The 23,309-nt window shown below is 73.9% G+C and carries 19 protein-coding genes and 1 pseudogene; 12 read left to right on the top strand and 8 right to left on the bottom strand.

Annotation, left to right across the window (positions count from 1 at the left end):
- Positions 1-181, bottom strand: a pseudogene (locus ACSNOH_RS20865) (hypothetical protein); the annotation flags it as partial.
- Between the two features lie 210 nt (positions 182-391).
- Here ACSNOH_RS20865 and ACSNOH_RS20870 point away from each other — a divergent pair.
- From ACSNOH_RS20870 to ACSNOH_RS20885, 4 genes are all read left to right on the top strand, one after another.
- Positions 392-1,768 (top strand): D-alanyl-D-alanine carboxypeptidase family protein, encoded by a 1,377-nt coding sequence (locus ACSNOH_RS20870; protein ID WP_436722913.1) that lies wholly within the window; start codon positions 392-394, stop codon positions 1,766-1,768.
- Positions 1,769-1,898: 130 nt separating this feature from the next.
- On the top strand, positions 1,899-2,927 hold the full coding sequence (gene tdh, locus ACSNOH_RS20875; protein ID WP_436722914.1) for an L-threonine 3-dehydrogenase: 1,029 nt from the start codon (positions 1,899-1,901) through the stop codon (positions 2,925-2,927).
- A 58-nt stretch (positions 2,928-2,985) separates the two neighbouring features.
- Positions 2,986-4,185: a glycine C-acetyltransferase gene (locus tag ACSNOH_RS20880; RefSeq protein ID WP_436722915.1), complete on the top strand. Its 1,200-nt coding sequence runs from the start codon at positions 2,986-2,988 to the stop codon at positions 4,183-4,185.
- Between the two features lie 73 nt (positions 4,186-4,258).
- Entirely contained in the window at positions 4,259-5,173 is a 915-nt protein-coding gene (locus tag ACSNOH_RS20885) for a LysR family transcriptional regulator (RefSeq protein ID WP_436722916.1), read from the top strand.
- Between the two features lie 39 nt (positions 5,174-5,212).
- Here the strand turns inward: ACSNOH_RS20885 and ACSNOH_RS20890 are convergent, their stop codons facing one another.
- Positions 5,213-5,815, bottom strand: a complete 603-nt coding sequence (locus tag ACSNOH_RS20890; RefSeq protein WP_436722917.1) for a DUF4352 domain-containing protein — start codon at positions 5,813-5,815, stop codon at positions 5,213-5,215.
- Between the two features lie 229 nt (positions 5,816-6,044).
- On the opposite strand from ACSNOH_RS20890, the gene ACSNOH_RS20895 reads away from it, so the two are divergent.
- Both ACSNOH_RS20895 and secD read left to right on the top strand, forming a co-directional pair.
- Positions 6,045-6,479: a hypothetical protein gene (locus ACSNOH_RS20895; protein WP_436722918.1), complete on the top strand. Its 435-nt coding sequence runs from the start codon at positions 6,045-6,047 to the stop codon at positions 6,477-6,479.
- 91 nt (positions 6,480-6,570) lie between these two features.
- Positions 6,571-8,919 (top strand): protein translocase subunit SecD, encoded by a 2,349-nt coding sequence (secD, locus tag ACSNOH_RS20900; protein WP_436722919.1) that lies wholly within the window; start codon positions 6,571-6,573, stop codon positions 8,917-8,919.
- Here the strand turns inward: secD and ACSNOH_RS20905 are convergent.
- Positions 8,906-9,952, bottom strand: coding sequence for a hypothetical protein (locus ACSNOH_RS20905; RefSeq protein WP_436722920.1), 1,047 nt, complete (start codon positions 9,950-9,952; stop codon positions 8,906-8,908). The two genes, secD and ACSNOH_RS20905, sit on opposite strands and share 14 nt — an antisense overlap.
- 221 nt (positions 9,953-10,173) lie before the next feature.
- On the opposite strand from ACSNOH_RS20905, the gene ACSNOH_RS20910 reads away from it, so the two are divergent.
- From ACSNOH_RS20910 to ACSNOH_RS20920, 3 genes are all read left to right on the top strand, one after another.
- Entirely contained in the window at positions 10,174-11,016 is an 843-nt protein-coding gene (locus ACSNOH_RS20910; RefSeq protein ID WP_436722921.1) for a hypothetical protein, read from the top strand.
- A 105-nt stretch (positions 11,017-11,121) separates the two neighbouring features.
- Positions 11,122-11,556, top strand: coding sequence for a VOC family protein (locus ACSNOH_RS20915; RefSeq protein ID WP_436722922.1), 435 nt, complete (start codon positions 11,122-11,124; stop codon positions 11,554-11,556).
- A 5-nt stretch (positions 11,557-11,561) separates the two neighbouring features.
- Positions 11,562-12,131, top strand: a complete 570-nt coding sequence (locus ACSNOH_RS20920; RefSeq protein WP_436722923.1) for a hypothetical protein — start codon at positions 11,562-11,564, stop codon at positions 12,129-12,131.
- 64 nt (positions 12,132-12,195) lie between these two features.
- Here ACSNOH_RS20920 and ACSNOH_RS20925 read toward each other — a convergent pair whose 3' ends face one another.
- The 5 genes from ACSNOH_RS20925 to ACSNOH_RS20945 form a co-directional block, all read right to left on the bottom strand.
- Entirely contained in the window at positions 12,196-12,861 is a 666-nt protein-coding gene (locus ACSNOH_RS20925) for a hypothetical protein (RefSeq protein WP_436722924.1), read from the bottom strand.
- Between the two features lie 147 nt (positions 12,862-13,008).
- Positions 13,009-14,862, bottom strand: a complete 1,854-nt coding sequence (gene asnB, locus ACSNOH_RS20930) for an asparagine synthase (glutamine-hydrolyzing) (RefSeq protein ID WP_436722925.1) — start codon at positions 14,860-14,862, stop codon at positions 13,009-13,011.
- Positions 14,863-14,975: 113 nt separating this feature from the next.
- Positions 14,976-16,454 carry an MFS transporter gene (locus tag ACSNOH_RS20935; RefSeq protein ID WP_436722926.1) on the bottom strand — a complete coding sequence of 493 codons (1,479 nt, stop codon included), beginning with the start codon at positions 16,452-16,454 and terminating at the stop codon, positions 14,976-14,978.
- 112 nt (positions 16,455-16,566) lie between these two features.
- Positions 16,567-17,079 carry a hotdog fold thioesterase gene (locus ACSNOH_RS20940; RefSeq protein WP_436722927.1) on the bottom strand — a complete coding sequence of 171 codons (513 nt, stop codon included), beginning with the start codon at positions 17,077-17,079 and terminating at the stop codon, positions 16,567-16,569.
- Entirely contained in the window at positions 17,076-18,827 is a 1,752-nt protein-coding gene (locus ACSNOH_RS20945) for an AMP-binding protein (RefSeq protein WP_436722928.1), read from the bottom strand. The genes ACSNOH_RS20940 and ACSNOH_RS20945 overlap by 4 nt, the downstream gene beginning before the upstream one ends.
- 395 nt (positions 18,828-19,222) lie before the next feature.
- Here ACSNOH_RS20945 and ACSNOH_RS20950 point away from each other — a divergent pair, with 395 nt between their 5' ends.
- Genes ACSNOH_RS20950 through ACSNOH_RS20960 form a run of 3 tightly spaced genes read left to right on the top strand, consistent with a single transcriptional unit; the run spans position 19,223 to position 23,255 of the window.
- A complete protein-coding gene (locus ACSNOH_RS20950; protein WP_436722929.1) occupies positions 19,223-21,073 on the top strand; it encodes an AMP-binding protein in 1,851 nt (616 codons plus the stop codon).
- Entirely contained in the window at positions 21,070-22,266 is a 1,197-nt protein-coding gene (locus ACSNOH_RS20955) for a beta-ketoacyl synthase N-terminal-like domain-containing protein (RefSeq protein WP_436722930.1), read from the top strand. The genes ACSNOH_RS20950 and ACSNOH_RS20955 overlap by 4 nt, the downstream gene beginning before the upstream one ends.
- Entirely contained in the window at positions 22,263-23,255 is a 993-nt protein-coding gene (locus ACSNOH_RS20960) for a beta-ketoacyl synthase N-terminal-like domain-containing protein (RefSeq protein ID WP_436722931.1), read from the top strand. The genes ACSNOH_RS20955 and ACSNOH_RS20960 overlap by 4 nt, the downstream gene beginning before the upstream one ends.
- Positions 23,256-23,309 lie beyond the last annotated feature (54 nt).

Here is a 23,309-nt window from a genome sequence, read left to right on the forward strand (position 1 = left end):
GGGTCGCGGGGCCGGCCGGGGCGGTGGGCCGTGCCGTGGCCGGTGAGGTGGCCGGCTTGCCGGTGGCGGACTGCGACGGGCGGGTTCCGCCGCCTTTCGCGTCGTCGTCGTTGCAGGCGGTGAGGGTCAGGCAGCCGGCGGCGGTGACGGCGGCAGCGGCGGCGAGCAGCTTCTTGCGCATGGTTCCCCCCAAGGCATCGGCGCGCACGGGGACCGTACTGCCGCGGCAGCGGCCGCGGAGGGCCGTTGACCGAGCCGGTACCAACGGGATGCTTCCGTGACGAACACGCACTCATCGGATCAGTTGATTGATGACGGAACCGGCAGGTATGTCGCTCTCGTCTAGCACGTCGGTTCGAAGAGGTGTGGTGACGATCCGGAGGAGGCACCGGTGGCAGGCGAGTCCCCCGGCATGGTGGAGCGCACTGAGAAAGGAGTGGAAGCAGCGGAAGGAGCGGAGGAAGCGCAGGAGACGGCACGGGCGGAGACCGCCCCGCTGACGAACCGCCCCGCGCCCCCGCCCTCCGCGGCCAAGACCGCGGCGCGGCGGCGGCTGAAGGTCTGGTCGCCGCTCGTCCTGCTGCTCGCCGTCCTCCTCGGCACCGTCCAGCTGCTGCGGCCCCTGCCGGATCCGCAGTTCGTGGTGGCCGGGGACGGTGCCTACACCTTCACGGGCGACGCGTTCGCGATGCCCTGGCCCGGCGAGGGCCAGGCCGCGGCCGAGGTCGTCGGCGTCGGCAGCCTGGGCACGTACGGCGAGCGGAAGCCCGTGCCGACCGCGAGCGTCGCCAAGGTCATGACGGCGTACGTGATCCTCAAGGGCCACCCGCTGGGGACCGGGGAGGAGGGCGACCGGATCACGATCGACGCCACGGCGGCCAAGGAGGCCGGCGCCCAGGAGGAGTCGCGGGTGGAGGTCTCGGAAGGGCAGAGCTACACCCTCTTCCAGATGCTGCAGATGCTGCTGATCCCGTCCGGCAACAACATCGCCCGGCAGCTCGCCCGCTGGGACGCCGGCTCCGAGGAGGCCTTCGTGAAGAAGATGAACGAGGCCGCCCGGGAGCTCGGCATGGACGACACGACGTACACCGACCCCAGCGGCCTGGAGGCGTCGACCGTGAGCACCGCGGCCGACCAGGTCGAGCTGGCCCGGGAGGTCATGAAGAACGACGTCCTCCGGAAGATCGTCAGGATGCCCAACGCGGACGTCCCCGGCCTGCCCGGGCGGATCTACAACAACAACGACGACCTGCTCATCGGCAACCCCGGCGGCCTCGGCATCAAGACCGGGTCGAGCGGTCCCGCGGGCGGTGCGCTGATGTGGGCGGCGAAGCGGACGATCGAGGGCAAGGAGCGTCTGATCATCGGCGCCACCATGGCGCAGCGGCAGGCGGGCAGCAACGACGCCAACGCCCATCTGAAGGTCGTCAAGGAGCGCAGCTACAAGATGATCGAGGCCGTCCAGGACGCGCTGGTGCCGGCGACCGTCGTCCGTAAGGGTGATGTCGTCGGGCACGTGGACGACGGCCTCGGCGGCCGGACGCCGGTCGTCGCGACGCGGGACCTGCGGGCCGTGGGCTGGGGCGGCCTGAAGGCGAAACTGGAGCTCACCGGCGGCGGCAAGGGCGTTCCGCACGAGGCGAAGGCCGGTACGGAGGTCGGCGCGCTGGCCGTCGGGACGGGTCCGGGCCGGGCTCAGGTGCCGGTCGCGCTCCAGCGGGACATGGCGTCGCCGGGCGCGGGGGCCAGGCTGACCCGCCTCGGGTGAGGTCCGTGCGCCCCGCGTGAAGTTCTGCTGTTGGCCCGCTTAAGAAAACCTCGATGGACTTCACGGTCATCACTGGGCACATTGGTGCGCGCACGCAAAAGATCGCCTCACCACGCCTGGAGCCGCAGCCATGAAGGCACTCGTCAAGCACAAGGCCGAGCCCGGGCTGTGGCTCATGGACGTCCCGGAGCCGGAGTACGGCCCCGACGACGTCATGATCAAGGTGCTGCGCACCGGCATCTGCGGCACGGACCTGCACATCCGCTCCTGGGACGGCTGGGCCCAGGGCGCGGTGCGGACCCCGCTGGTGCTCGGTCACGAGTTCGTGGGCGAGGTCGCGGCCGTCGGCGCGGACGTGCGGGACATCGCGCCCGGCGACCTGGTCAGCGGCGAGGGCCACCTGGTCTGCGGCAAGTGCCGCAACTGCCTGGCGGGCCGCCGCCACCTGTGCCGCAGCACGGTCGGCCTCGGCGTGGGCCGCGACGGCGCGTTCGCCGAGTACGTCGTGATGCCGTCCTCCAACGTGTGGGTGCACCGCACGAAGGTCGACCTCGACGTCGCCGCGATCTTCGACCCGTTCGGCAACGCGGTGCACACGGCGCTCTCCTTCCCGCTCGTCGGCGAGGACGTGCTGATCACGGGCGCGGGCCCGATCGGCATCATGGCCGTGGCCGTCGCCAAGCACGCCGGCGCCCGCAACGTCGTCATCACCGACGTCAGCGAGCCGCGCCTGGAGATCGCCCGCAAGGCGGGCGCGACCCTCGCCCTGAACGTCTCGCAGGCGTCCATCGCGGACGCGCAGCGCACGCTGGGCCTGCGCGAGGGCTTCGACATCGGCCTGGAGATGTCGGGCCGGCCCGAGGCCATGCGCGACATGATCGCGAACATGACGCACGGCGGCCGGATCGCCATGCTGGGCCTGCCGGCCCAGGAGTTCCCCGTCGACTGGGCGAAGATCGTCACCTCGATGATCACCGTCAAGGGGATCTACGGCCGGGAGATGTACGAGACCTGGTACGCGATGACGGTGCTGCTCGAAGGCGGCCTCGACCTCAGCCCGGTGATCACCGGCAAGTACTCGTACAAGGACTTCGACGCGGCCTTCGACGAGGCCGCCACGGCCCGCAGCGGCAAGATCATCCTCGACTGGACCGCCTGACCCGGCCGGCCTCCCCTCCCCGCCGCCCCTTTCCTTCCTTCGACAAGGAGTCCCCCGCATGTACGCGTCCGTCCGCGACGACCTCCGCGCCACCCTCGACGAGATCCGCGAGGCCGGCCTCTTCAAGCCCGAGCGCGTGATCGGCACCCCGCAGAGCGCCTCCGTGAACGTCACCGCGGGCGGCGCCCCGGGCGAGGTCCTGAACTTCTGCGCGAACAACTACCTGGGCCTCGCCGACCACCCCGAGGTCGTCGCCGCCGCCAAGGACGCCCTCGACCGCTGGGGCTACGGCATGGCGTCGGTGCGCTTCATCTGCGGCACGCAGGACGTCCACAAGGAGCTGGAGGCGCGCCTGTCGGCGTTCCTCGGCCAGGAGGACACGATCCTCTACTCCTCCTGCTTCGACGCCAACGGCGGTGTCTTCGAGACCCTGCTCGGCGCCGAGGACGCGGTCATCTCCGACGCCCTCAACCACGCGAGCATCATCGACGGCATCCGCCTGTCCAAGGCCCGCCGCTTCCGCTACGCCAACCGCGACCTGGCCGACCTGGAGAAGCAGCTCCAGGCGGCCGTCGAGGGCGGCGCGCGCCGCAAGCTGATCGTCACCGACGGCGTCTTCTCCATGGACGGCTACGTCGCGCCGCTGCGCGAGATCTGCGACCTGGCCGACCGCTACGACGCGATGGTCATGGTCGACGACTCGCACGCCGTCGGCTTCGTCGGCGCCGGCGGCCGCGGCACCCCCGAGCTGCACGGCGTCATGGACCGCGTCGACATCATCACGGGCACCCTCGGCAAGGCCCTCGGCGGCGCCTCCGGCGGTTACGTCGCCGCCCGCGCCGAGATCGTCGCCCTGCTGCGCCAGCGCTCGCGCCCGTACCTCTTCTCCAACTCCCTGGCACCGGTCATCGCCGCGGCCTCCCTGAAGGTCCTCGACCTGCTGGAGTCCGCGGGCGACCTGCGCGAGAAGCTCAAGGCCAACACCGAGCTGTTCCGCACGAAGATGACCGAGGCGGGCTTCGAGATCCTGCCCGGCGACCACCCCATCGCCCCCGTCATGATCGGTGACGCGGCGGAGGCCGGCCGGATGGCGGAGCTGCTGCTGGAGCGCGGCGTCTACGTCATCGGCTTCTCCTACCCCGTGGTGCCGATGGGCGCGGCCCGGATCCGCGTCCAGCTGTCCGCCGCGCACTCGACGGAGGACGTCGAGCGGGCCGTCGCCGCGTTCGCCGACGCGCGCAAGGCGCTGCGGGGCTGACCTCCGGGCATCTGCCGCCGGGGCCCGTCCGGGCCCAGGCGGGGTTACCGCCCGTTCCTGGCAAAATGGCAAGGTGATCGACCCCCGGCGGCTGCGCGTCCTGCGGGCCGTGGCGGACCACCGTACGGTGACCGCCGCGGCCGCCGCGCTGTACCTGACCCCCTCGGCCGTCTCCCAGCAGCTCGCCGCGCTGGAGCAGGAGACCGGCCACGCCCTGCTGACGCGCAGCGGGCGGGGAGTGCGCCTGACCCCGGCGGGCGAGATCCTGCTGACCCACGCCCACGAGGTGCTCGCGCAGCTGGAGCGGGCCGAGGCCGAGCTCGCCGCGTACGCGGGCGGCACGGCCGGCGAGCTCACCGTCGCGGCGTTCGCGACGGGCATCGCCGAGGTGCTGGCCCCCGTCATCGCCCTCCTCGCCGCACGCCACCCCGGCATCCGGCTGCGGGTGCGCGACGCGGAGGGCGACGCGAGCCTGCCGATGGTGCTGGACGGGGAGGCCGACGTGGCGCTCGCCGTCGAGTACCGGGGCGCGCCGCGGGAGGACGACCGGCGGCTCGTGCGCGTACCGCTCTACGCCGAGCCGTTCGACGCCGTCCTGTCCGCCTCCCACCCGCTGGCGCGGAGTCCCCGCGTGGGCCTGGACGAGCTGGCCGACTGCGACTGGATCGGCCCCTACCCGGGCAACCCCTGCCACGATGTGATGGTCCTGGCCTGCGAGCTGGCCGGCTACCAGCCCCGGCTCGTGCACTCCTCCGACGACTTCCGCGCCGTGGTGGCCCTGGCCGGCGCCGGGGCCGGGGTGGCGCTCGTGCCGCGCTCGGCGCTGCGCGGCATGGAGCTGAAGGACGCCGTCGTCCGCCCGGTGCGCGGCCCGGCCGCGACGCGCCGCGTGTTCGCCGCGGTGCGGCGGGGCGCCGAGGACCACCCGCTGTTCCGGCCGGTCCTCGACGCGCTCACGGACGTGGCGGGCTCGCTGACCACGAACTGACGGGCGTCACTGCCCCGGGACCCGGGACTCGGGACTCCCTCAGGACTTCTTCAGGGTCCACTCGCCCGTCTCGTCGGCGAAGCCGTTGTCCAGCGTGAACTGCACCTTGGCCGGCTTGGAGCTCTCGGGGACGGAGAAGACGACCCAGCCGAGGGCCTTGGCGCCCTGGGCGAGGTTCACCGTGACGGGGAACTTCGGGCCCTCGGTAACGCTGCCCATGGTCTGGGTGAAGGCCTGGCCCTGCTCGTCGACGACCTTGGCGTCGCTGGAGGGGCTGTCGGAGTAGGCGACGGTGCCGGTGTTGACGAGCTCGAACTGGGCTGCGACGAAGCGCTTGCCGGCGGCCGGCTTGTTGTACTTGTTGTCGCTGTGGGCCGGGTCGGCGAAGGCCTTCAGGGTGACGTCGAGCTGCTCGCCCGCCTTCTTGCCCTTGAGGGTGAGCTTGCCGCCGAGGGCGTGGGCGCCGCCCTTGTCCTTGTCCTGGCCCTTGTCCTGGCCGGCGGGGTTCGGCTGCTGGGCCGCGGGGCTCTTGTCCGCCGGCGCACTGGCGTCGGCGGCGGGGTCGGTGCCGTCGCCGTTGCAGGCGGTGGCGGTGGTCGCGAGCACGATGACGGCCGCGGCGGTGAGGAGCTGACGACGCATGATGAATCCCCCGATGGATGCGCTGGATGGCTTTGACGTGCACACTTCCGGTGCTTGACGTGCACATTCTTACCGGGCTTCCGGTCCCGCTCCGGCCAACAGAGGGCCGGATGGGGCTCCTGTGACAATCGGGTGATCAAACCGTGGCATCGTCCCGGCCAGGTGTCAGACGTACGAGCTAGGGTGACGTCACGAACGGGCCGAAGCGGACGGACGCGGGGGAGGCAGTGTGGGTCAGCACGCGCGGCGCACTCCGGTGCCGGTCGCCCTGTGGGCCCTGCTCGTCCTGCTGGCCGGTGCGGTCTGCGGTACGGCCACCGGCCCCGCCGGCGGCGTCGCCGCTGCCCTCCCGGCCGCCGCCCTCCCGGCCGCCGCCCCGGTCACCGGCTCCGGAGAACAGATCCGTCCCGCCGTCCACGCGCCCGGTCCCCGTCCCGCGGCGGCGGACGACGCCCGCGCCGCCCACGGACTCCACGCGTCCGCGGCAGTCCAGCACACGCGGCTGCCCGGGCTTCCCGGAGGGGTGCCCGGCCCGGTGGCCGGGCCGCTCGCCGTCCCCCTGCCGCCCGGCGAGATCGCCGGCCCGCGCCGGGAGCGCGCCCCGCCGGCCACTGCCCCCTCTTCCCGCAGCACCCGCGGTCCTCCCTCCACACGGAGCAGCTGACGCCACGAGCGCGGCCCCTCTCCCCGCCGGCCCCGAGCCGCGCGGGCGGCGGCCGGCGCTCCGCCTCCGTATGCCGTGAAGTGGAGAACCCATGTCATCCCGGAATCCCTGGAATCCCCGGAAAGCCCGCAGTCCCCGGAGTCCCCGGTCGCGCCGCGCCCCGCTGTGGCGCGCGCTCCTCGCCCTGGCGGCCGTGGCCGCCTCGCTGTACTTCGCCCTGACCACCCCGCCCCGGCTCGGCCTGGACCTGCGCGGCGGCACCCGGATCGTGCTGGAGACCCGGGACGGGACGGCCGCCCGGGCCGACGCCGCCTCCACCGACCGTGCCCTGGAGGTGCTGCGGCAGCGGGTCGACGCGCTCGGTGTGGCCGAGCCGTCGCTGGCCCGCTCCGGCGAGCGCCGCATCGTCGTCGAACTGCCCGGCGTCCAGGACCCCCGCAAGGCCGCCGAGGTCATCGGGCGCACCGCGCAGCTCACGTTCCACCCCGTCCTCGCGTCATCCGCACCGGGCGGCGGCGCAGCGCGCACCCTGCCCGATCCCGACGCGCCCGGGCAGTCTCTGCACCTGGGGCCACCTGCCCTGACCGGCAAGGACGTCAAGGACGCCCGGGCCGTGCTCGACACACAGAGCGGCAGCGGCTGGACGGTCGCCCTCTCCTTCCGGGGCAGCGGGGAGAAGGGCTGGGCGCGCGTCACCGGCGAGGCCGCGTGCGCCGCGCCCGGGGACCCCGCCCGGCGCGTCGCGATCGTCCTCGACGACCGCGTCGTGTCGGCTCCGGCGATGCAGGACAGCGTGCCGTGCCGCACCGGCATCCAGGGCGGCAGTGCGCAGATCACCGGCGGCTTCGGCGACGCCGGGGCCCGCGACCTGGCGGCGCTCGTCAAGGGCGGGGCCCTGCCCGTGCCGGTCGAGGTCGTCGAACAGAGCACCGTCGGGCCGACGCTGGGCGCCGAGGCGATCCGGGCGAGCGCGGCGGCGGCGGTCACCGGGCTTGTGTGCACGGCGGTGTTCGTCGTCGCCGTCTACCGGCTGCTGGGTGTCCTGGCGACGGTGGCGCTCGCGCTCTACGGGCTCATCTCGTACGCCGCGCTGGTCGCGATCGGGGCCACGCTCACCCTCCCGGGGCTGGCCGGTTTCGTGCTCGCGATCGGCATGGCCGTGGACGCGAACGTGCTCGTCTTCGAGCGGACCCGCGAGGAGTACGCGCGCCGCCCGGCCGCCCCGTACGACCTGCGCGGCCCGCTGCGCAGGGGTTTCGGCAAGGCGTGGAGTGCCGTCGCCGACTCGAACGTCACCACGCTGCTGGCTGCCGGGCTCCTGTTCTTCTTCGCCACCGGCCCGGTGAAGGGCTTCGGCGTCACCCTGTCCGTGGGTGTGGTGGCCTCCATGGTCTCCGCGCTCGTCATCACGCGGGTGCTGGCGGAGCTTGCGCTGCGCGCCGGCGGTGTCCGGCGCCGGCCGCGGCTGGCGGGCGTCGCGTCGGGCGGCCGCGTCCGGGCCCTCCTCGCCCGCCGGGGGCCGCGCCTGATGCGCCGGCGGCGCACCTGGCTGGCGGTCAGCGGCGCGCTGCTGGTGCTCGCCCTGGCCGGGATCGGGGTGCGCGGGCTGCACCTGGGCGTCGAGTTCACCGGCGGCCGGATGACCGAGTACGGCACGAGCCGTCCCGTGGACGCGGAGCGTGCGCGAGCCGCGGTCGCGGACGCCGGGTTCCCGCGAGCCGTCGTGCAGAAGGCGGGCGACGGGGACGTCGTCGTCCGCTCCGGCGACCTCTCCGACCGCGACCAGCAGCGCATCAGGGCGGCTCTGGAGGCGCACGGCGGGACCGTGACCGTCGAGCGCGACGAGCGGATCGGCCCGAGCCTGGGCAGCGAGCTGCGCGACAAGGCGCTGATCGCCCTGGGCGCGGCCGTGGCGGCCCAGCTCCTGTACCTGAGCGTGCGCTTCCGGTGGACCTTCGCGACCGCCGCGGTGGTGGCGATGGTGCAGGACGTCCTGCTGGTGACCGGGCTGTTCGCCTGGCTGGGCAGGCCGGCGGACAGCGTCTTCCTGGCCGCGCTGCTCACGGTGATCGGCTACTCCGTCAACGACACGGTGGTCGTCTTCGACCGCATCCGGGAGACACACAGGCGGGCGGGCACCGGCCGGGCCGCGCTCGCGCCGGCCGTCGACAGCGCGATCCTGCAGACGCTGCCGCGCACGCTCAACACGGGCATGGGAGTGCTGTTCGTGCTCACCGCGCTCGCCGTCCTGGGCGGTGACTCGCTCGCCGATTTCTCGCTGGCGCTGCTGGCCGGAGTGCTGTTCGGCATCGGCTCGACCGTTCTGACGGCCGCGCCGCTCGCCGTGGTCCTCGAAGGCCGCCGCCCCGGTACCAAGGCCGCGCCCCGGGCGGCAGCGCGTGCGGGTGCGAGCCGCTGCTGCTCCGTCAGGTCCGCGTGACCGACCCGCACGACTCGCCCCGGTCGGCCTCCGGGTCCCGGCTGCGGTCGTAGGGGTCGACGGCCGGGCCGGACGGGGCCTGACCGGAGGGACGTCCGTCGTCGAAGACGGGGTGCAGGAACCCGTCGTGGACGCCGCAGGCGGAGTTGGCGATGTCGACGTCGTAGGCGCGGACGGTCAGCTTGCCCGGGGTCACCCGGAAGCGCTCGGGATCGAGGATGTCCGTGTCCAGGACGCGCCGCACGATCGTGCGCTCGACCGCCCGCGCACCCCGCTCGTTCTTGACGAGCGGGTAGACGAACGTGACGTCGGCGTGGATGCCCACGGAGCCGTCCTTGTGCTCCGCGAAGGTCACCCGGCCCCGGGTCTTCACGGTCTCGCCCGCCATGCGCACCTCCTTGCCGTCGAAGCGGCTGAAGAGGGTGACCGGGTCGTGGTCGCGGCCCGGCTTGCTCAGGGAAGCGTTGACATGGGTGACGAGGTCGTCCTGGTACGGGTCGAGCAGGGCGAGGGCCTCGGCCGGGCGCTCGCCCCGGATGACCGCCGGGTCCAGGTTGGTGGCGACGAGGAAGTCCTTGACCAGCTTCAGGCCCTCGGCGACCTGCTCCTGCGACATCGCTCCCGCGGCCCGCGCCCCGGGCAGGGCGATGCCCGCCGCCCCGTCGGCGTACCGCTCGGCCGGCGATCCGGCGAAGGGCCGGTCCGGGGTGGGGACGCCTTCGGTGCTGCCCGGGGCGCCGCTGGGGCGCGCGGTCTCGGGGGCCAGGGGCGCCGGGGTGCCGCGGGAGGCCGTCGTCACGCCGCCGTTCCCGGTCTCCCCCGCCCCCGGTATCCGGGAGAGGACCAGCTCGGGCCGGAGCACGGCAAGGGTGGCCGCGGCGGCGGCCACGACGCCGGCGGCGCCCAGAAGCCGCCGCTTGCGCTCCGCCCGGCCGTTCATCTCCTGCCAGGCGGGGCCGGTGCGCCAGCCCTCGGGCTCCTGGGAGGAAGTGTTCTTGCCGCGTCTCCGGGACGCCGGCCTCTCGACTGACACGTACGCTTCTCGCTTTATCTCGCGCTTACCTGATCGGAGCGGCAACTGTAAACGTGCGCCCGCGGCGCCCCACGGGCACCCCGTGTCCCGGGAGGCGCCGTACGTGACGGTCGGCGAAAATGGCTGGATCCGACCCCTGCCCTGTTCCCTTTTCGGCCCCGGAGGCTCTACCTGTAGCGGGGCGGTCTCCGGCCGGCCCCAGGGGCGAGAGGATTTGTGCGATGACCTCCGGGATGACCTCGTTCGACAAGATCTACGACCAGCCCGACCCCCGGGCGTACTTCACGGTGCTGGGCCCCCTGGAGTACCAGACACCGCATCATGCCCAGGCGGTCTTCCGGCGCCTGGCCGAGTCCCGCACCGACCCGTCCGCGGCCGGGCCGCCGACGGTCGTCGACATCTGCTGCTCCTACGGCATCAACGCGGCGCTCCTCAACCACGACGTCACGCTGGACGAGCTCTACACGCGCTACACCTCGCCGCGGCTGGCGCCGCTGACGACCGCCGAGCTCGCCGAGGAGGACCGGGCGTACTTCGCGGAGCGGCGGCGGCCCGGGGCCGTGCGGGCCGTCGGGATCGACGTGGCCGCGCAGGCCGTCTCCTACGCCCGGGCCGCCGGCCTGCTGGACGAGGGGTTCGCCGAGAACCTGGAGATCGCCGAACCGAGCCCGGGGCTGCTGCGGCAGACGCGGCGGGCCCGGCTCATCACCATCACCGGCGGCACCACGTTCCTGTCCGCCAGAACGCTCAAGGCGCTCACCGCGGACACCGGCGAACCGCCCTGGGTGGCCTCCTTCGTGCTGCGCACCGCCTCGTACGCCCCGATCTCCGACGCCCTGGCCGCCCACGGCCTCCGCACCGAGAAGTACACGGCCCGCACGTTCCCCCAGCGGCACTTCAGCGGGCCGGAGGAGCAGGCGTATGCGGTGGCGGCCGTCGAGGCCGCGGGCGAGGACCCCCGGGGCAAGGAGACCGAGGGCTACTTCCACACGACGCTGTACGTCTCCCGCCCGGTGGCGGACGCCGAGGCCCTGCCGCTCGCGGAGCTCCTGGCGGATATCTGACCGGGGCAACTGCCACGAGCAACGGCGGGTTCATGGCGGGAAGACGGATATTTTCCGGCCATGAACCCGCCGTCAGCGCAAGAGTTCCCCTGCTATGGTGCGCCGATGACATCGATCAAGCAGTTCCAGGTCACCTTCGACTGCGCGGAACCCGCGCGCCTGGCCGGCTTCTGGTGCGAGGTACTGGGGTACGTCATACCTCCGGTCCCGGAGGGGTTCGCCACGTGGGAGGACTACCACCGCTCGCTGCCGCCCGAGGACCAGGTCAGGTACTTCGCCTGCAGTGATCCCTCGGGTGCGGGCCCGCGCCTGCTCTTCCAGCGGGTTCCCGAGGGGAAGGTCGTCAAGAACCGGGTGCATCTGTGCGTGCGGGCCGGCACCGGTCTCGTGGGCGAGGAGCGCCTCGCCACGCTGGAGGCCGAGTGCGCACGGCTGGTCGCGCTCGGTGCGGTGCACGTGCGAACGATGGTCGCCGATGGCGAGAACGAGTCGTGCATCGTGATGCAGGACATCGAGGGCAACGAGTTCTGTCTCGACTGAGCACCATGACGTTCACCGCATACCAGCAGGAACGGCGCGACCGCTTCCTCTCCGCACCCGTCGTTCCGGCGCCAGACCCCTGGCGTCCGGCCGCACCGCTGATCCCGGTCGGGGGGCTCCTCGGCGTAGGGTTCGCGCCCGATCCCGTCAGCGGGCAGGATCTGCTGATGGTCGTCTCCAGCAGCGGTCACGGCCTCTTCGACGCCTCCACCGGGGAGCGGCTCGCCAGGGACTACGATCCCGACCCCGAGACGAGCACGCCGACCGGGCCCGGCCTGTCCTGCCCGGGAATCGGTCCGCTCGCGGGCACGCCGGTCCGCATCGCCGGCCTGTTCGGCGGAGGCCTGCACACGACCACCGAGGACGGCTGGACCGTTGAGGTCGCGAGCCCCGACTGGCCCCACCACCGGGTGCTGCTCTCAGCCGACGGCGGTCTGTGCCGCGGGCCCGCCGGGGAGAAGTGGTGGCACATCTTCCACGCCCGTTGGTCCGAACTGCGCGCGGCGGGCTTCTCCCCGTCCGGACGCACGCTGGTCGTTGCCACCAGCAGCGACATCACGCTGCTGACCCGGTAGGCGTCCGGCCGGAACCGGACGCCGCGGTTGTCCTCCCCCGCGGGCCCGGTGCGCCTCCCCGCCGCTACCTGCGCACCGCCGGGGTGTCCAGCAGGTCCGTGATGAACTTGCGCAGGCGGCCGGAGCGGACCGGCTGGACGCCGTGGAGGACCTGCGCGCCGTAGGCGAGGGCGGTGCCGGCTCCGGCGGGGGTGATCCAGCGGGTGCTGGGGACGTCCTCCAGCCACGTGGGCAGGGCGGCGTGGTCGGGCACGTGCGGCAGGCGGTGCGTCAGGGGCGTGCCGGGGGCGTAGCCCTCGGGTTCGCCGACGACGGTGCCGGACCAGACGGCCGGGCTGGCGGTCGTCTCGATGTAGAACTCCCCTCCCTCGCCGGCCTGTTCGACGACCACCCCGATCCGTCCGATGCGCCGGGGCGGGACGGCCGGGTCGGGGATGCCGTCGATGTGCGTCGGGATGCACTGCCCTGCCGTGAGTTCCGTGTAGTCCCAGCGGGCGCCGGCGGCCACCGAGGGCAGGGCGCGCTGCAGGACGTGCAGCGCGCGGGCCGTGGCGGCGCGCAGGATCTCCTGGGCGGGCGCGGGCGCCCGGAGGACGTCGGCCTGGTGCCGGGGCCGCCATCCGGTCGCCGCGAGCTCGCTGTCCATGATTTTGATCAGGTGTTCCCGCTCCGCTGCCGTCAGGAAGTCCTCGACGCTCTGCAGGGCCAGGGTCTCGGTCAGCTGGATCACCGGTGGTCTCCCTCGCTCGACGTGCGCGGTGCTCGGCCATGGGATTCATCCGGCAGTGTCCTGGCACGGCGTGCCGCCGGGCAGTCCACAACTGGCCGAAGTGCGGCGGGGGTCCGGGAAGCGCGGGTCATAACTCCAGTGAGCGGGTCAGAGCTCCAGTGACACGTCGTGCGTGCGGAGCCAGAAGTCCAGGGCGAGGACGAGTTCGGTGCCGGTGCGGTAGCCCGGTCGCGGGTCGCCGGCGGTGGCCTCCGCCAGCGCGGGACCGTCGAGGAGGGGGCGGACCGGGGAGTCCGGGCCCTCGGTGACGCGTCTGAGCCCGGCGCGCAGGCCGTCGAGGTAGTGCGGGTCGCGCGTGGTCGGGTAGGGGGCCTTGACCCGGTCGGCGATCTCGGGCGGGAGGAGGTCGCGGGCGGCGGCGCGCAGCAGGGACTTCTCGCGGCCGTCGAAGGTCTTCATGGCCCAGGGGGTGTTGAAGACGTATGCGACGAGGCGGTGGTCGCAGAAGGGGACGCGCACTTCGAGGCCGACGGCCATGCTGGCGCGGTCCTTGCGGTCGAGCATCCACTGGACGAAGCGGGTGAGGTGGAGGTAGCTGATCTCGCGCATGCGCCGTTCGAGGCCGGTCTCGCCGGGCAGCCGGGGCACCTCGGCGAGGGCTTCCCGGTAGCGCTGGGCCCGGTATCCCCGCAGGTCGATCTTCTCCAGCAGGCCGCGGTCGAGGAGGGATTCGCCGGGACCGCTGCCGGGGCCGGAGATGCCGGTGCCGAAGGGCGGGGCGAGCCAGGGGAAGGTGTCGGCGGCGACGGACGCGGGGTGGTGGAACCAGCGGTAGCCGCCGAAGACCTCGTCGGCGGACTCGCCGGACAGGGCGACGGTGCACTGCTCCCGGACCGCCTTGAACAGCAGGTAGAGGGAGGTGTCGCCGTCGCCGAGGTCGAAGGGCAGGTCGCGGGCGCGCATGACGGCCGCGCGGGCCGCGGGGTCGAGCAGCGCGGACGGCGGGAGGGTGACGACCCGGTGGTCGGCGCCGGCGTGCCGGGCGAGGAGGTCGGCGTAGGGCGAGTCGCGGGTGCCGCGCCAGTCGTCGGCCGTGAAGTTCTCGGCGTGGCGGGCGAAGTCGAGGGCGAAGGACCGGACGGGGGCGCCGCCTTCGGCGGTGCGCTGCCGTGCGCCGAGCGCGGTGATGACGCTGGAGTCGAGGCCGCCGGAGAGGAGGGTGCCGAGGGGGACATCGGCGACCATCTGCCGGGCGATGATGTCTTCCAGGAGCTCGCGGATGCGGGCGACGGTGGTGCCCAGGTCGTCGGTGTGCTCGCGGGCTTCGAGGGCCCAGTAGCGGCGCAGGAGGGTGCTGCCGGGCCGGACGCGCAGGGTGTGCCCGGGCGGCAGTTCGTGCATGCCCTTGTAGACGGCGTGACCCGGGGTCTTGGTGAAGGCGACGAGTTCGGCGAGGCCTTCGGCGTCAACGGCGGGGCGGACCGCGGGGTGGGCGAGGATCGCCTTGGGCTCGGAGCCGAAGAGCAGGCCGTCGGGGAGGGGAAAGTAGTAGAGCGGCTTGATGCCCATGCGGTCGCGGACGAGGAGGAGTTCGCGGTTCCGGGTGTCCCACAGGGCGAAGGCGTACATGCCGTTGAGGCGTTCGGTGAAGTCCTCGCCCCATTCGAGGTAGGCGTGCAGGACGACCTCGGTGTCGCTCTGCGTGCGGAAGGCGTGGCCGCGGGTCTCCAGCTCGGCGCGCAGCTCGCGGAAGTTGAACACCTCGCCGCTGTAGGTGAGGGCGGCGACCGTCCGGCCGGCGTGGTCGAAGGTCATGGGCTGCTTGCCGCCGTCGGGGTCGATGACGGCGAGGCGGCGGTGGCCGAGGGCGGCCCGGTCGTCCAGCCAGAGGCCGTGCGCGTCCGGGCCGCGGCACGCCATGGTGTGCGTCATCGCGTCCGCCGTGCCGGCCGTGACGGGGTGTGCCGGGTCGTACGAGACCCATCCTGCTATTCCGCACATGGGCTGCTGTCTCCTGTCGGTGTGCCGCTCGGTGGAGGTGTGCCTCTTGGGGGTAGCGGAGGGTGCGGCCCTTCCGGCGGAAGGGCCCCACCCTGCGGTGCCGTTGTGGTGGTTCAGACGTGGGCGGCGGGTACCTCGGCGGGCCGCTCGCCGCCGGTGAAGCGGCGGAACGTCCAGGTCATCCGCATCACGACGAGGACCATGAGCACGCTGATCGCGGTGGCCCAGGCCATGGCTCCGGCCCAGCTCGCGTCGGTGGCGTGCTTGCCGGCGACGGCGAAGAACACCGCGCCGATGACGGCCACGCCGGCGGCGCTGGCGAACTGCTGGGTGGTGGTGAGGATGCCCGAGGCGATGCCGGCGTCCTGCGGGCGGACCCGCATCAGCGCGGCGCCGAACAGGGCGGGCAGGACGACGCCGTTGCCGCCGCCGACGAGGCACAGGCACGCCACGATCCACGGCAGGCCGGTGTCGGGCCCGGCCGCGTACAGCCGTACGGCCAGGGCCACCAGGCCCAGGGCGATCACCGCGCTGCTGACGACGAGGGCGCTCATGCCCCAGCGGTTGGTGAGCCTGCCGCCGATCATCGAGGTGGCGGTGAAGAGGATGCCCATCGGGGAGAAGACGAGGCCCGCCTGGAACGGGCCGAGGCCCAGGCCGGACTGCAGCAGCAGGGTCAGGGTGAACATGAAGCTGCCGAAGTAGACCATGAACGCGATGCTGGCGATCACACCGCCGCGGAAGGAGGGGCTGCGGAACAGCGGGAAGACGAGCACGGGGTCGCCGCCGCGGCGCCGCAGGACCTGTTCCCAGCGCAGGGTGACGGCCGCGACGGGGATCGCCAGAGCCATGCAGATCCACGTCCACACCGGCCAGTTCGCGCTGTGGCCCATGGTCAGCGGTACGAGCAGCAGGGCGAGGGCGAGGGAGACGCCGAAGGCTCCCGCGGGGTCGAGGCCGACGCTGCGGCGCTGCGTCCGCGCGGGCAGGACGCGCAGCGCGGCGGCCGCGATGACCACGCAGAACGGCACGTTGATGAGGAAGATGCTCCGCCAGCCCAGCCCGGCGAAGTCGGCGGCGATCAGGGCGCCGCCGAGGACCTGCCCGGCGATGGAGCCGAGGCCGGCGGCGGCGCCGTACCAGGCCATGGCCTTGGGCTTGCGCTCGTCGGGGAAGTGGGCCGTGATCACGGCGAGCACCTGCGGCACCATGATCGCGCCGGACAGGCCCTGGGCCAGGCGGGCGGCGACGAGCTGCCCGGGGTCGGCGGCGATGCCGCACAGCAGCGAGGTGACGCCGAAGGCGATCGTGCCGATGACGAAGAGCCGGCGGTAGCCGTACTTGTCGCCCAGCCGGCCTCCCGTGATCATGCCGGCCGCGTAGGCGAAGGCGTAGCCGCCGACGACGAGTTCGAGGGCGGCGGGCCCCGCGTGGATGCTCTCCTCCAGTGACGGCGCGGCGACGTTCACCACGAAGAAGTCGAACTGGGCGAAGAACATGGCGGACAGCAGGACGAGGAGGATAGGTCCGGTGCGTACGGTCGGTGTGGTCGGGGCCGCCGCCACGCTGGGCGGGGCGAGCTGGTCGGTCATGGGGCTCCTCGGCGCCGGTCGCGCGGGGCCGGCGCGGTTCGCGGACCTGTGGTCGGGACGGGGTGGACGGAAGCGGCGGGCCGGCCCTGTGCGGGACCGGCCCCGGGGGGTGTCAGCGGGTGCTGCGCCGGCCGTGGACGGCGCAGGTGATGCGGGCGGTGCACACGCGCCGCCCGGCCTCGTCGGAGATGACGACCTCGTAGGTCGCGGTCGTGCGGCCGAGGTGGAGGGCGGTGGCGACGCCGGTGACGGTGCCGGTGCGGACAGCGCGGTGGTGGGTGGCGTTGAGGTCGACGCCGACGGCGATGTGGCCCTCGCCGGCGTGCAGCACGGCGCCGATCGAGCCCAGGGACTCGGCGAGTACGGCCGAGGCGCCGCCGTGGAGCATGCGGTAGAGCTGGGTGTTGCCGGCGACGGGCATGGTGGCGACGAGCCGCTCGGGGGTGGCCTCCTGGAAGGTGATGCCCATGCGGTCGGCGAGGGTGTGCTTGCCCGCCGCGTTGATCCAGGCGACCGCGTCGTCCGGGGGCGCGTCGAGGGGGCCGGGGGTGCGGGGCGCGTCGACGGGAACCTGGGTCCGGGGCACGTCGGGAGGCCCGGCGGTCCGGGGCGCGGCCGTGGTCATCGGGCGGTCACCGCCTCGGCGACGGGCGGCTCGGTGGCACCTGCGGCGGGCGCGTCGGCGGCGGGCGCCGAGGCGACGGCCGCGGGGTCGGCCGGCCGGTAGGTGTGCAGGGCCAGGTACTTCTCGCGCAGCTGCCGCTTGAGGACCTTGCCGGTGGGCCCCAGCGGGATGTCGCCGGGAGACGCCGCGATCTCCAGGAAGGCGAGCCGGGGCTGGCCGATCCGGTCGAGGACGGCGTTGGCCCTGCGCAGGAGGTCCGCGGCGTCCCCGCCGCCGCCGAACAGCCGGACGAGAGCGACGGGCACCGTGCGGTCCTGGTCGTGCCCGGCGACGACGGCGCAGTCGGCGACCTCGGGGAGGCTCAGCAGGATCTCCTCCTCCATCAGGGCCGAGTAGCCGTCGCCGGCGTCCGTGCGGATCCGGTCGACGGCGCGGTCGACGTGGAAGTACTCGCCGTCCTCGGTGCGGTGGACGAGGTCGCCGGAGAGCCAGTAGCCGGCGAGGGTGGAGCGGTAGGTGGTGTCGGAGTCGTTCCAGTAGCCGCGGGCGATGGAGTCGCCGCGGACGCCGAGCAGGCCGACCTCGCCGGGCTCCGCGTGGGTGCCGTCCTCGCGCAGGACGGCCACCTCGGAGAGAGGGACGCGGCGGCCGAGGTGGCGGGCGCGGGGCGGACTGTCCGGGGTGATCTCGCGGCGCAGGGCGGCCCAGCCGAGCTCGGAGGAGCCGAGCCCGTCGTCGATGACCGACCCGGGCACGGTGCCGCCGTCGGCGGTGACGGTGTGGCCCAGCTCCATCAGGCGCCGCATGTGGGCGTCGTGGCCGCAGTCGCCGAGGTTGACCCACACCTGTACGGAGGTGAAGTCCGCCGGGTCGGGGTGGTGGTGGGTGGCGAGGTGGGCGAGGGCCTCGTTGAAGGCGAGGACGACACCGGGCCGGTAGGTGGCGCAGCCGCGGGCGAGGCCGGGCCCGGTGGGGTCGGACCAGGCGACGGTGGGCAGTCCGCCGAGGACGGAGAGGAGGGTGAAGGCGATGGCGCTGGAGTGGGACTGCGGGTAGGCGGCCAGGACGACGGAGTCCTCGGGTCCGGGCGGGTTGACGAGCCGGTAGCGGGCGCCGGCGACGCTCTGCGCGTGGGTCCAGACGACGGGCTTGGGGTTGCCGGTGGTGCCGGAGGAGTGGCAGATGACGACGGGGTCGTCGGCGCCGTGGCGGTACTCGGCGCCGGCGGGCAGGGTGCGGTTGCCGAGGATGCCTGCGTCCTGGCGGGTGCAGGTCCAGCGGACGACGGGCAGTTCGCGCTCGCGGCCGGCGAAGAGGGCCAGCCGGGGGGCGTCGGTGTAGATGCCGACGGGCGCGGTGCGGCGGATGAGGCCGAGGGCGAGCTCGGGCTTCATGCGGCCGTTGATGAGGACGGCGATGGCCCCGATGCGGGCCAGGGCGGCGAGGTGGAGGTGGTCCTCGAAGGAGTCCTCGATGTAGACGGCGACGCGGTCGCGGGGCCGTACGCCCCGGTCGTGGTACCAGGCCGCCCACGCCTCGGCGAGGGCGTCGAGCTGGCGGAGGCTGAACTCGGTCTGCTGCCAGCCGTCCGTGTTGAGCAGCGGCACGTCGGCGGCGATGAGCGGCAGGTCCGCGGCGGGGTTGACCTGGGCGGCCACGCGCCAGGCGTTGCCGCCGCCGAGGCCGGGGTGGTCCACGAGGCGCCGGCGGGCCTCCGGGGGGAGCAGCGTGTGCGCAGTGAGCGGCATCATTCACCTGGCCTCGGGGTTCGGATGGCTAGGGGGTTCGGGGTGGCTACGGGATGCGGAGCGCCCCGGGATCCGGGACGGCCCGGGATGCGGGGTCCGGGCTTGCCGGAACGCGGCAGTCCGTTGTCGGGGGCCCGCCGTCAGGCGACGCTAGGCGCGCCGCCCGCGGGCCTGCCAACGCCGCTGCGATAGACCGTCAAGTCGCCGCAGGGGCAAGGAAGTCGAGGCGGGAAGGCGGCGCCGAAGGACCAGGCGGATCCACTTGACGGACTCCCCCGGCGCCGGTTCGGGCGCCGCAGGGCCGTGGCTATGTTCGGGAAAGTCCTCCGGCGTGCTCCGGGCCCCGTAGTGACCGGCAGCCGTACGTTCCCGAGAAGGAGTACACAGTGCCACCTGTGCGGAAATCCGATGCCGGTGACCGGCTGCGCGAGATCGTGGCGTTCGTCCTCGACGTCGACGTGGCGGACGTACGCGCCGACGCCTCGTTCCAGCAGGAGCTCAAGGTCGACTCCCTGGAGAAGGTGGAGATCGCGGCGCGCATCGAGCAGACCTTCGGGATCGCGCTCGGCGACGACGAGACGGCCGCCGTGGACAGCGTCCGGGACGCACTGGACCTGCTGGCCGCGAAGAGCTGCCGGCACACGGAGGCCTCCGACAGCAGGGAAGCCTCAGCCGGTACGGATGCCTCCGCAGGAGCCGCGGAGCCCCCGGCCATGGACACCGCCCAGGACCGCGCCCTGGTGGACCGCCTGCTCGGCGCGCACATCGCCGCCGGGCACGGCGAGCGGACCGCGTACGCCGACCCCGACGCCGGCACCGTCTCCTACGCCCGCCTTCACGAGGCGGCGCAGGCGTACGCACGGGCCCTGGCCGGGCGGGGCGTGCCGGCCGGCAGCCGCGGGCTCGTCGTCGCCGAGGACTCGGTGGCCACGGTCGTCGCCGTCCTGGGGCTGTGGTGGCACGGGTGCGTGCCGGTGCCGGTGAGCCCCATGCTGGGCGAGAACGACATCCGGTTCGTCGCCGCCGACTGCGGCGCCGCCGTCGTCCACCTCGATGCCGCGCCCGCCCAGCAGGCCGCCCTGCGCGAGTCCTTCGCCCGCCTCCCGCTCCTGACGGGGGATCAGGTACGGGAGGAGCTGGCGGGCACAGCCCTCCCCGGTCCGCCCCTGCCCGTCGCGCACCGCCCCGCGGGCGCCGAGTCGCTGATCCAGTACACCTCCGGCTCCACCGGCCGGCCGAAGGGCGTGCGGCACTCCGCCGCCGGGATCCACGCCATGCTCGACGGCTACGGCGCCGTGCTCGGCCTGCGGCCCGACGACGTCGTGCTGTCCACCGCCCGGATGTCCTTCGGCTACGGCTTCGGCAGCTCGGTGCTGTGCACGCTGGCGGCCGGGGCGAGCGCCGTCGTGCTGCGCGGGTCCGTGGACGCGAGGTCGGTGAGCGCCGCCCTGCGCCGCCACCGGCCGACCGTGCTGTGCTCGGTGCCGCGCCTGTACGCGGGCCTCCTCGACGCCGCCGACCGCCTGGACGCGGGTGCCCTTGCGTCCGTACGCCTGTGCCTGACCGCGGGCGAGCACTGCCCCGCCGCCCTGAGCCGGCGCATCGAGGAGACCTTCGGCGCGCACGTCATGAACTGCCTGGGCGCGACCGAGGTCATGCACGTCGCCGTCGCGACGCCCCCGGGCCGCGCCCTGCACGGGCTGGCCGGGCTGCCGGTCCCCGGCGTGACGGTGACCGTCCGCGACGAGCGGGGCCGGCCGGTGCCCGACGGCACCGACGGCCGGCTGCACATCGCCGGGCCGACCGTCTCCCTCGGCTACGTCGACCGGCCCGAGGCCGACGCGGTCACGTTCGCCGCGGGCGGCGCGTACACGGGCGACATCGTCCGCCGGAACCCCGACGGCACCATCGCCTACCTCTGCCGGGCCGACGACATCCTCAACCTCGGCGGCTACAAGGTCGTGCCGCGCGAGATCGAGGACGTGGTCCGCTCGATCGACGGGGTCACCGACTGCGTGGTGGTCGGCGCGCCGGACCCGGACGGCCTGCAGCGCTCGGTGGCGTTCACCGTCACCGCGGAGGGCACCGACCGGGACCGGGTCCGGCGCGCCATCCGGGCCTGCGTGCGCAGCCGCCTCGCCCCGTACAAGCGGCCCAGCCGCTTCGAATTCGTGGACGTCCTGCCGGCGACGGCCACCGGCAAGCTCGCCGCCTACCGGCTGCGCGAGCGGATGGGACAGTCATGACCTGGGACATCACCGGCATGGGCGCGGTCGCGAGCATCGGCGGCACCCCGCAGGAGATCTTCGCGGCGCTCTGCGCGGGCCGCAGCGGGCTCGCCGGGCTGCGCGCCTTCGACACCGCCAAGTACCGGGCGCGGCAGGCCTACGAGATCGACGACCGCGCCCGCCCGGGCGCCGACGAGCCGGGCCGCTCCACCCGCTGGCTGCGGCAGGCCGTCGCCCAGGCCCTCACGGACGCCGGGCTCCCCCACGACCTCGCGGACGTTCCCGTCCTGGTGGGCACGACCCTCCAGGAGCAGCGCAGCGCCGAACTGTGGTGGCGCGAGGGCACCCCCCTCACCCCCTCGGACCTGCACTTCGGCACCGCGCTCCGGGCGGCGTTCGGCGCCACCCGCACGTACACCTTCGCCAACGCCTGCGCCGCCTCCCTCTACGCGCTGGCCATGGCCACCGACCTGATCGAGGCGGGGGCCGCGGACACGGTCGTGGTGGCCGGCACGGACGCGATCGGCGAGAGCGCCTTCGGGACGCTGGACCGGGTGCAGAACGACATCCCGGACGCGCTGCGTCCGTTCGACCGCTCCCACAAGGGGATGCTGATGGGCGAGGGCGCGGTGGCCGTCGTCGTGCAGCGCGCCCCGGCCGCGTCAGCACCCGGCCGGCGCGTCCACGCGCGGGTGCGGTCCGTCGGCATCAACTGCGACGCCCACCACCCCACGGCCCCCGACCCCGAGGGCATCACCCGGGTGGTGCGCGACGCCCACCGCCGGGCCGGGGTCGGGCCCGGGGACATCGACCTGGTCATGCTGCACGGCAGCGGCACCCCGAAGAACGACACGACCGAGGCCGGTGTGCTCGCGCAGATCTTCGCGGCGGGCCCCGGCGGCAGTGACGGCGGCGGTACCGGAGACAGTGACAGCACCGGTTATGGCGGCGGGCCGCTGATGACGGCCGTGAAGTCCATGACCGGGCACACGCTGGGCGGTTCGGGTCTGCTGAGCCTGGTGGTTGCCGCGCTCGCCCTCCGGCAGGGCACGGTGCCGCCGGTGCTGGGGCTCTCCGACCCGGTCGAGGAGGCCGCCGGGCTGCGACTCGTCCAGGGCACGGCCGCCACGGCCGACCTCGGCCTCGCCCAGGTGGACGCGTTCGGTTTCGGCGGGATCAACGCCGCGGCGATAGTGGAGGCGGTCCGATGACCAGGACCAGCACGGCGCACGGTGCTTCCGCGAACCTCGAAACCCTCACGGCGCACGGTGCTTCCGGGAAGCCTGAGATCGTCGTCTCGGGCGTGGGGCTCGCCGTTCCCGGCATCACCTTCCCCGACGAACTGCTCGGCGCCGCCCGCGACGGCGGCTTCGACCCGCACACCGGTCTCACGGGCCGCGAAATGCGGCACAAGGACCGCGCCTCGCGGCTCGCCCTGCGTGCCGCCGAACCGGCCCTGCGCGACGCCGGCCTGCACGACGGCAAGGCCTTCACGGGCGACGGCGACGCCACGGCCGTGGTCGTCAGCTCCAACTTCGGCATCCTCGACAGCGTCTGCGCCTTCGCCGACGTCATCGCCCGCGACACCGTGACCGGACTGAGCCCGCTCGGCCTGCCGCAGACGTCCAGCAACGTCATCGCCGGGTCCGTGGCCATGCGCCACGGTCTGCGCGGCCCGAGCCTGACCCTGTGCAACGGGCCCACCAGCGGGCTCGACGCGGTCCACTGGGCGCGCGGGCTCATCGCGGCCGGCCGCGCGGAGACCGCCGTCGTCATCGGCGTCGAGCCGTCGGGCGAAGCCGTCACCAAGCTGCTGGGCGAGCCGGTCCTCGACGGCGCCGCCGCCCTCGTCCTTCAGGCCCGGGACCGCTGCGCCCGGCCGCGGGCCGTGCTCGGCGAGGGGTGCTACGCGCGCGGCGCGGACCCGTCGGCCGCGGTGGCCGCGGCCCTGGGAGGCCGCTCCCCCGCCTCCGTGGGCCTGTGGCTGCCCGGCGAGGACGCCTGCGCCGCCCCCGGCGGCGCCCCGGCCCTCGGCCTCACGGCGCGCCTCGGCCGGTGCTCCGGCGCCCTGGGCGTGCTGCAGTGCGCGGCGGCCGTCGCGCACTTCGACCGCCGCGCGGACGAGGCCGGCGCCGTCCTGGCCACCGCCGGGGGCCCGGCGGACGACGCCGCCGCGGCGCTCCTGCTGACCGCTCCCTGAACTTCCCCCGCCCACTCATCCCTGACACTCCCTACATCACCCCCCATATCACCC

Source organism: Streptomyces sp. URMC 127 (assembly GCF_051386535.1).
Lineage (GTDB): Bacteria > Actinomycetota > Actinomycetes > Streptomycetales > Streptomycetaceae > Streptomyces.

Bases quoted from the DNA above. Each gene is read 5' to 3' on its own strand.
- tdh (WP_436722914.1), top strand. From the start codon at position 1,899: ATGAAGGCACTCGTCAAGCACAAGGCCGAGCCCGGGCTGTGGCTCATG.
- ACSNOH_RS20880 (WP_436722915.1), top strand. From the start codon at position 2,986: ATGTACGCGTCCGTCCGCGACGACCTCCGCGCCACCCTCGACGAGATC.
- ACSNOH_RS20890 (WP_436722917.1), bottom strand. From the start codon at position 5,815: ATGCGTCGTCAGCTCCTCACCGCCGCGGCCGTCATCGTGCTCGCGACC.
- secD (WP_436722919.1), top strand. From the start codon at position 6,571: ATGTCATCCCGGAATCCCTGGAATCCCCGGAAAGCCCGCAGTCCCCGG.
- ACSNOH_RS20910 (WP_436722921.1), top strand. From the start codon at position 10,174: ATGACCTCCGGGATGACCTCGTTCGACAAGATCTACGACCAGCCCGAC.
- ACSNOH_RS20915 (WP_436722922.1), top strand. From the start codon at position 11,122: ATGACATCGATCAAGCAGTTCCAGGTCACCTTCGACTGCGCGGAACCC.
- ACSNOH_RS20920 (WP_436722923.1), top strand. From the start codon at position 11,562: ATGACGTTCACCGCATACCAGCAGGAACGGCGCGACCGCTTCCTCTCC.
- asnB (WP_436722925.1), bottom strand. From the start codon at position 14,862: ATGTGCGGAATAGCAGGATGGGTCTCGTACGACCCGGCACACCCCGTC.
- ACSNOH_RS20935 (WP_436722926.1), bottom strand. From the start codon at position 16,454: ATGACCGACCAGCTCGCCCCGCCCAGCGTGGCGGCGGCCCCGACCACA.
- ACSNOH_RS20940 (WP_436722927.1), bottom strand. From the start codon at position 17,079: ATGACCACGGCCGCGCCCCGGACCGCCGGGCCTCCCGACGTGCCCCGG.
- ACSNOH_RS20945 (WP_436722928.1), bottom strand. From the start codon at position 18,827: ATGCCGCTCACTGCGCACACGCTGCTCCCCCCGGAGGCCCGCCGGCGC.
- ACSNOH_RS20955 (WP_436722930.1), top strand. From the start codon at position 21,070: ATGACCTGGGACATCACCGGCATGGGCGCGGTCGCGAGCATCGGCGGC.
- ACSNOH_RS20960 (WP_436722931.1), top strand. From the start codon at position 22,263: ATGACCAGGACCAGCACGGCGCACGGTGCTTCCGCGAACCTCGAAACC.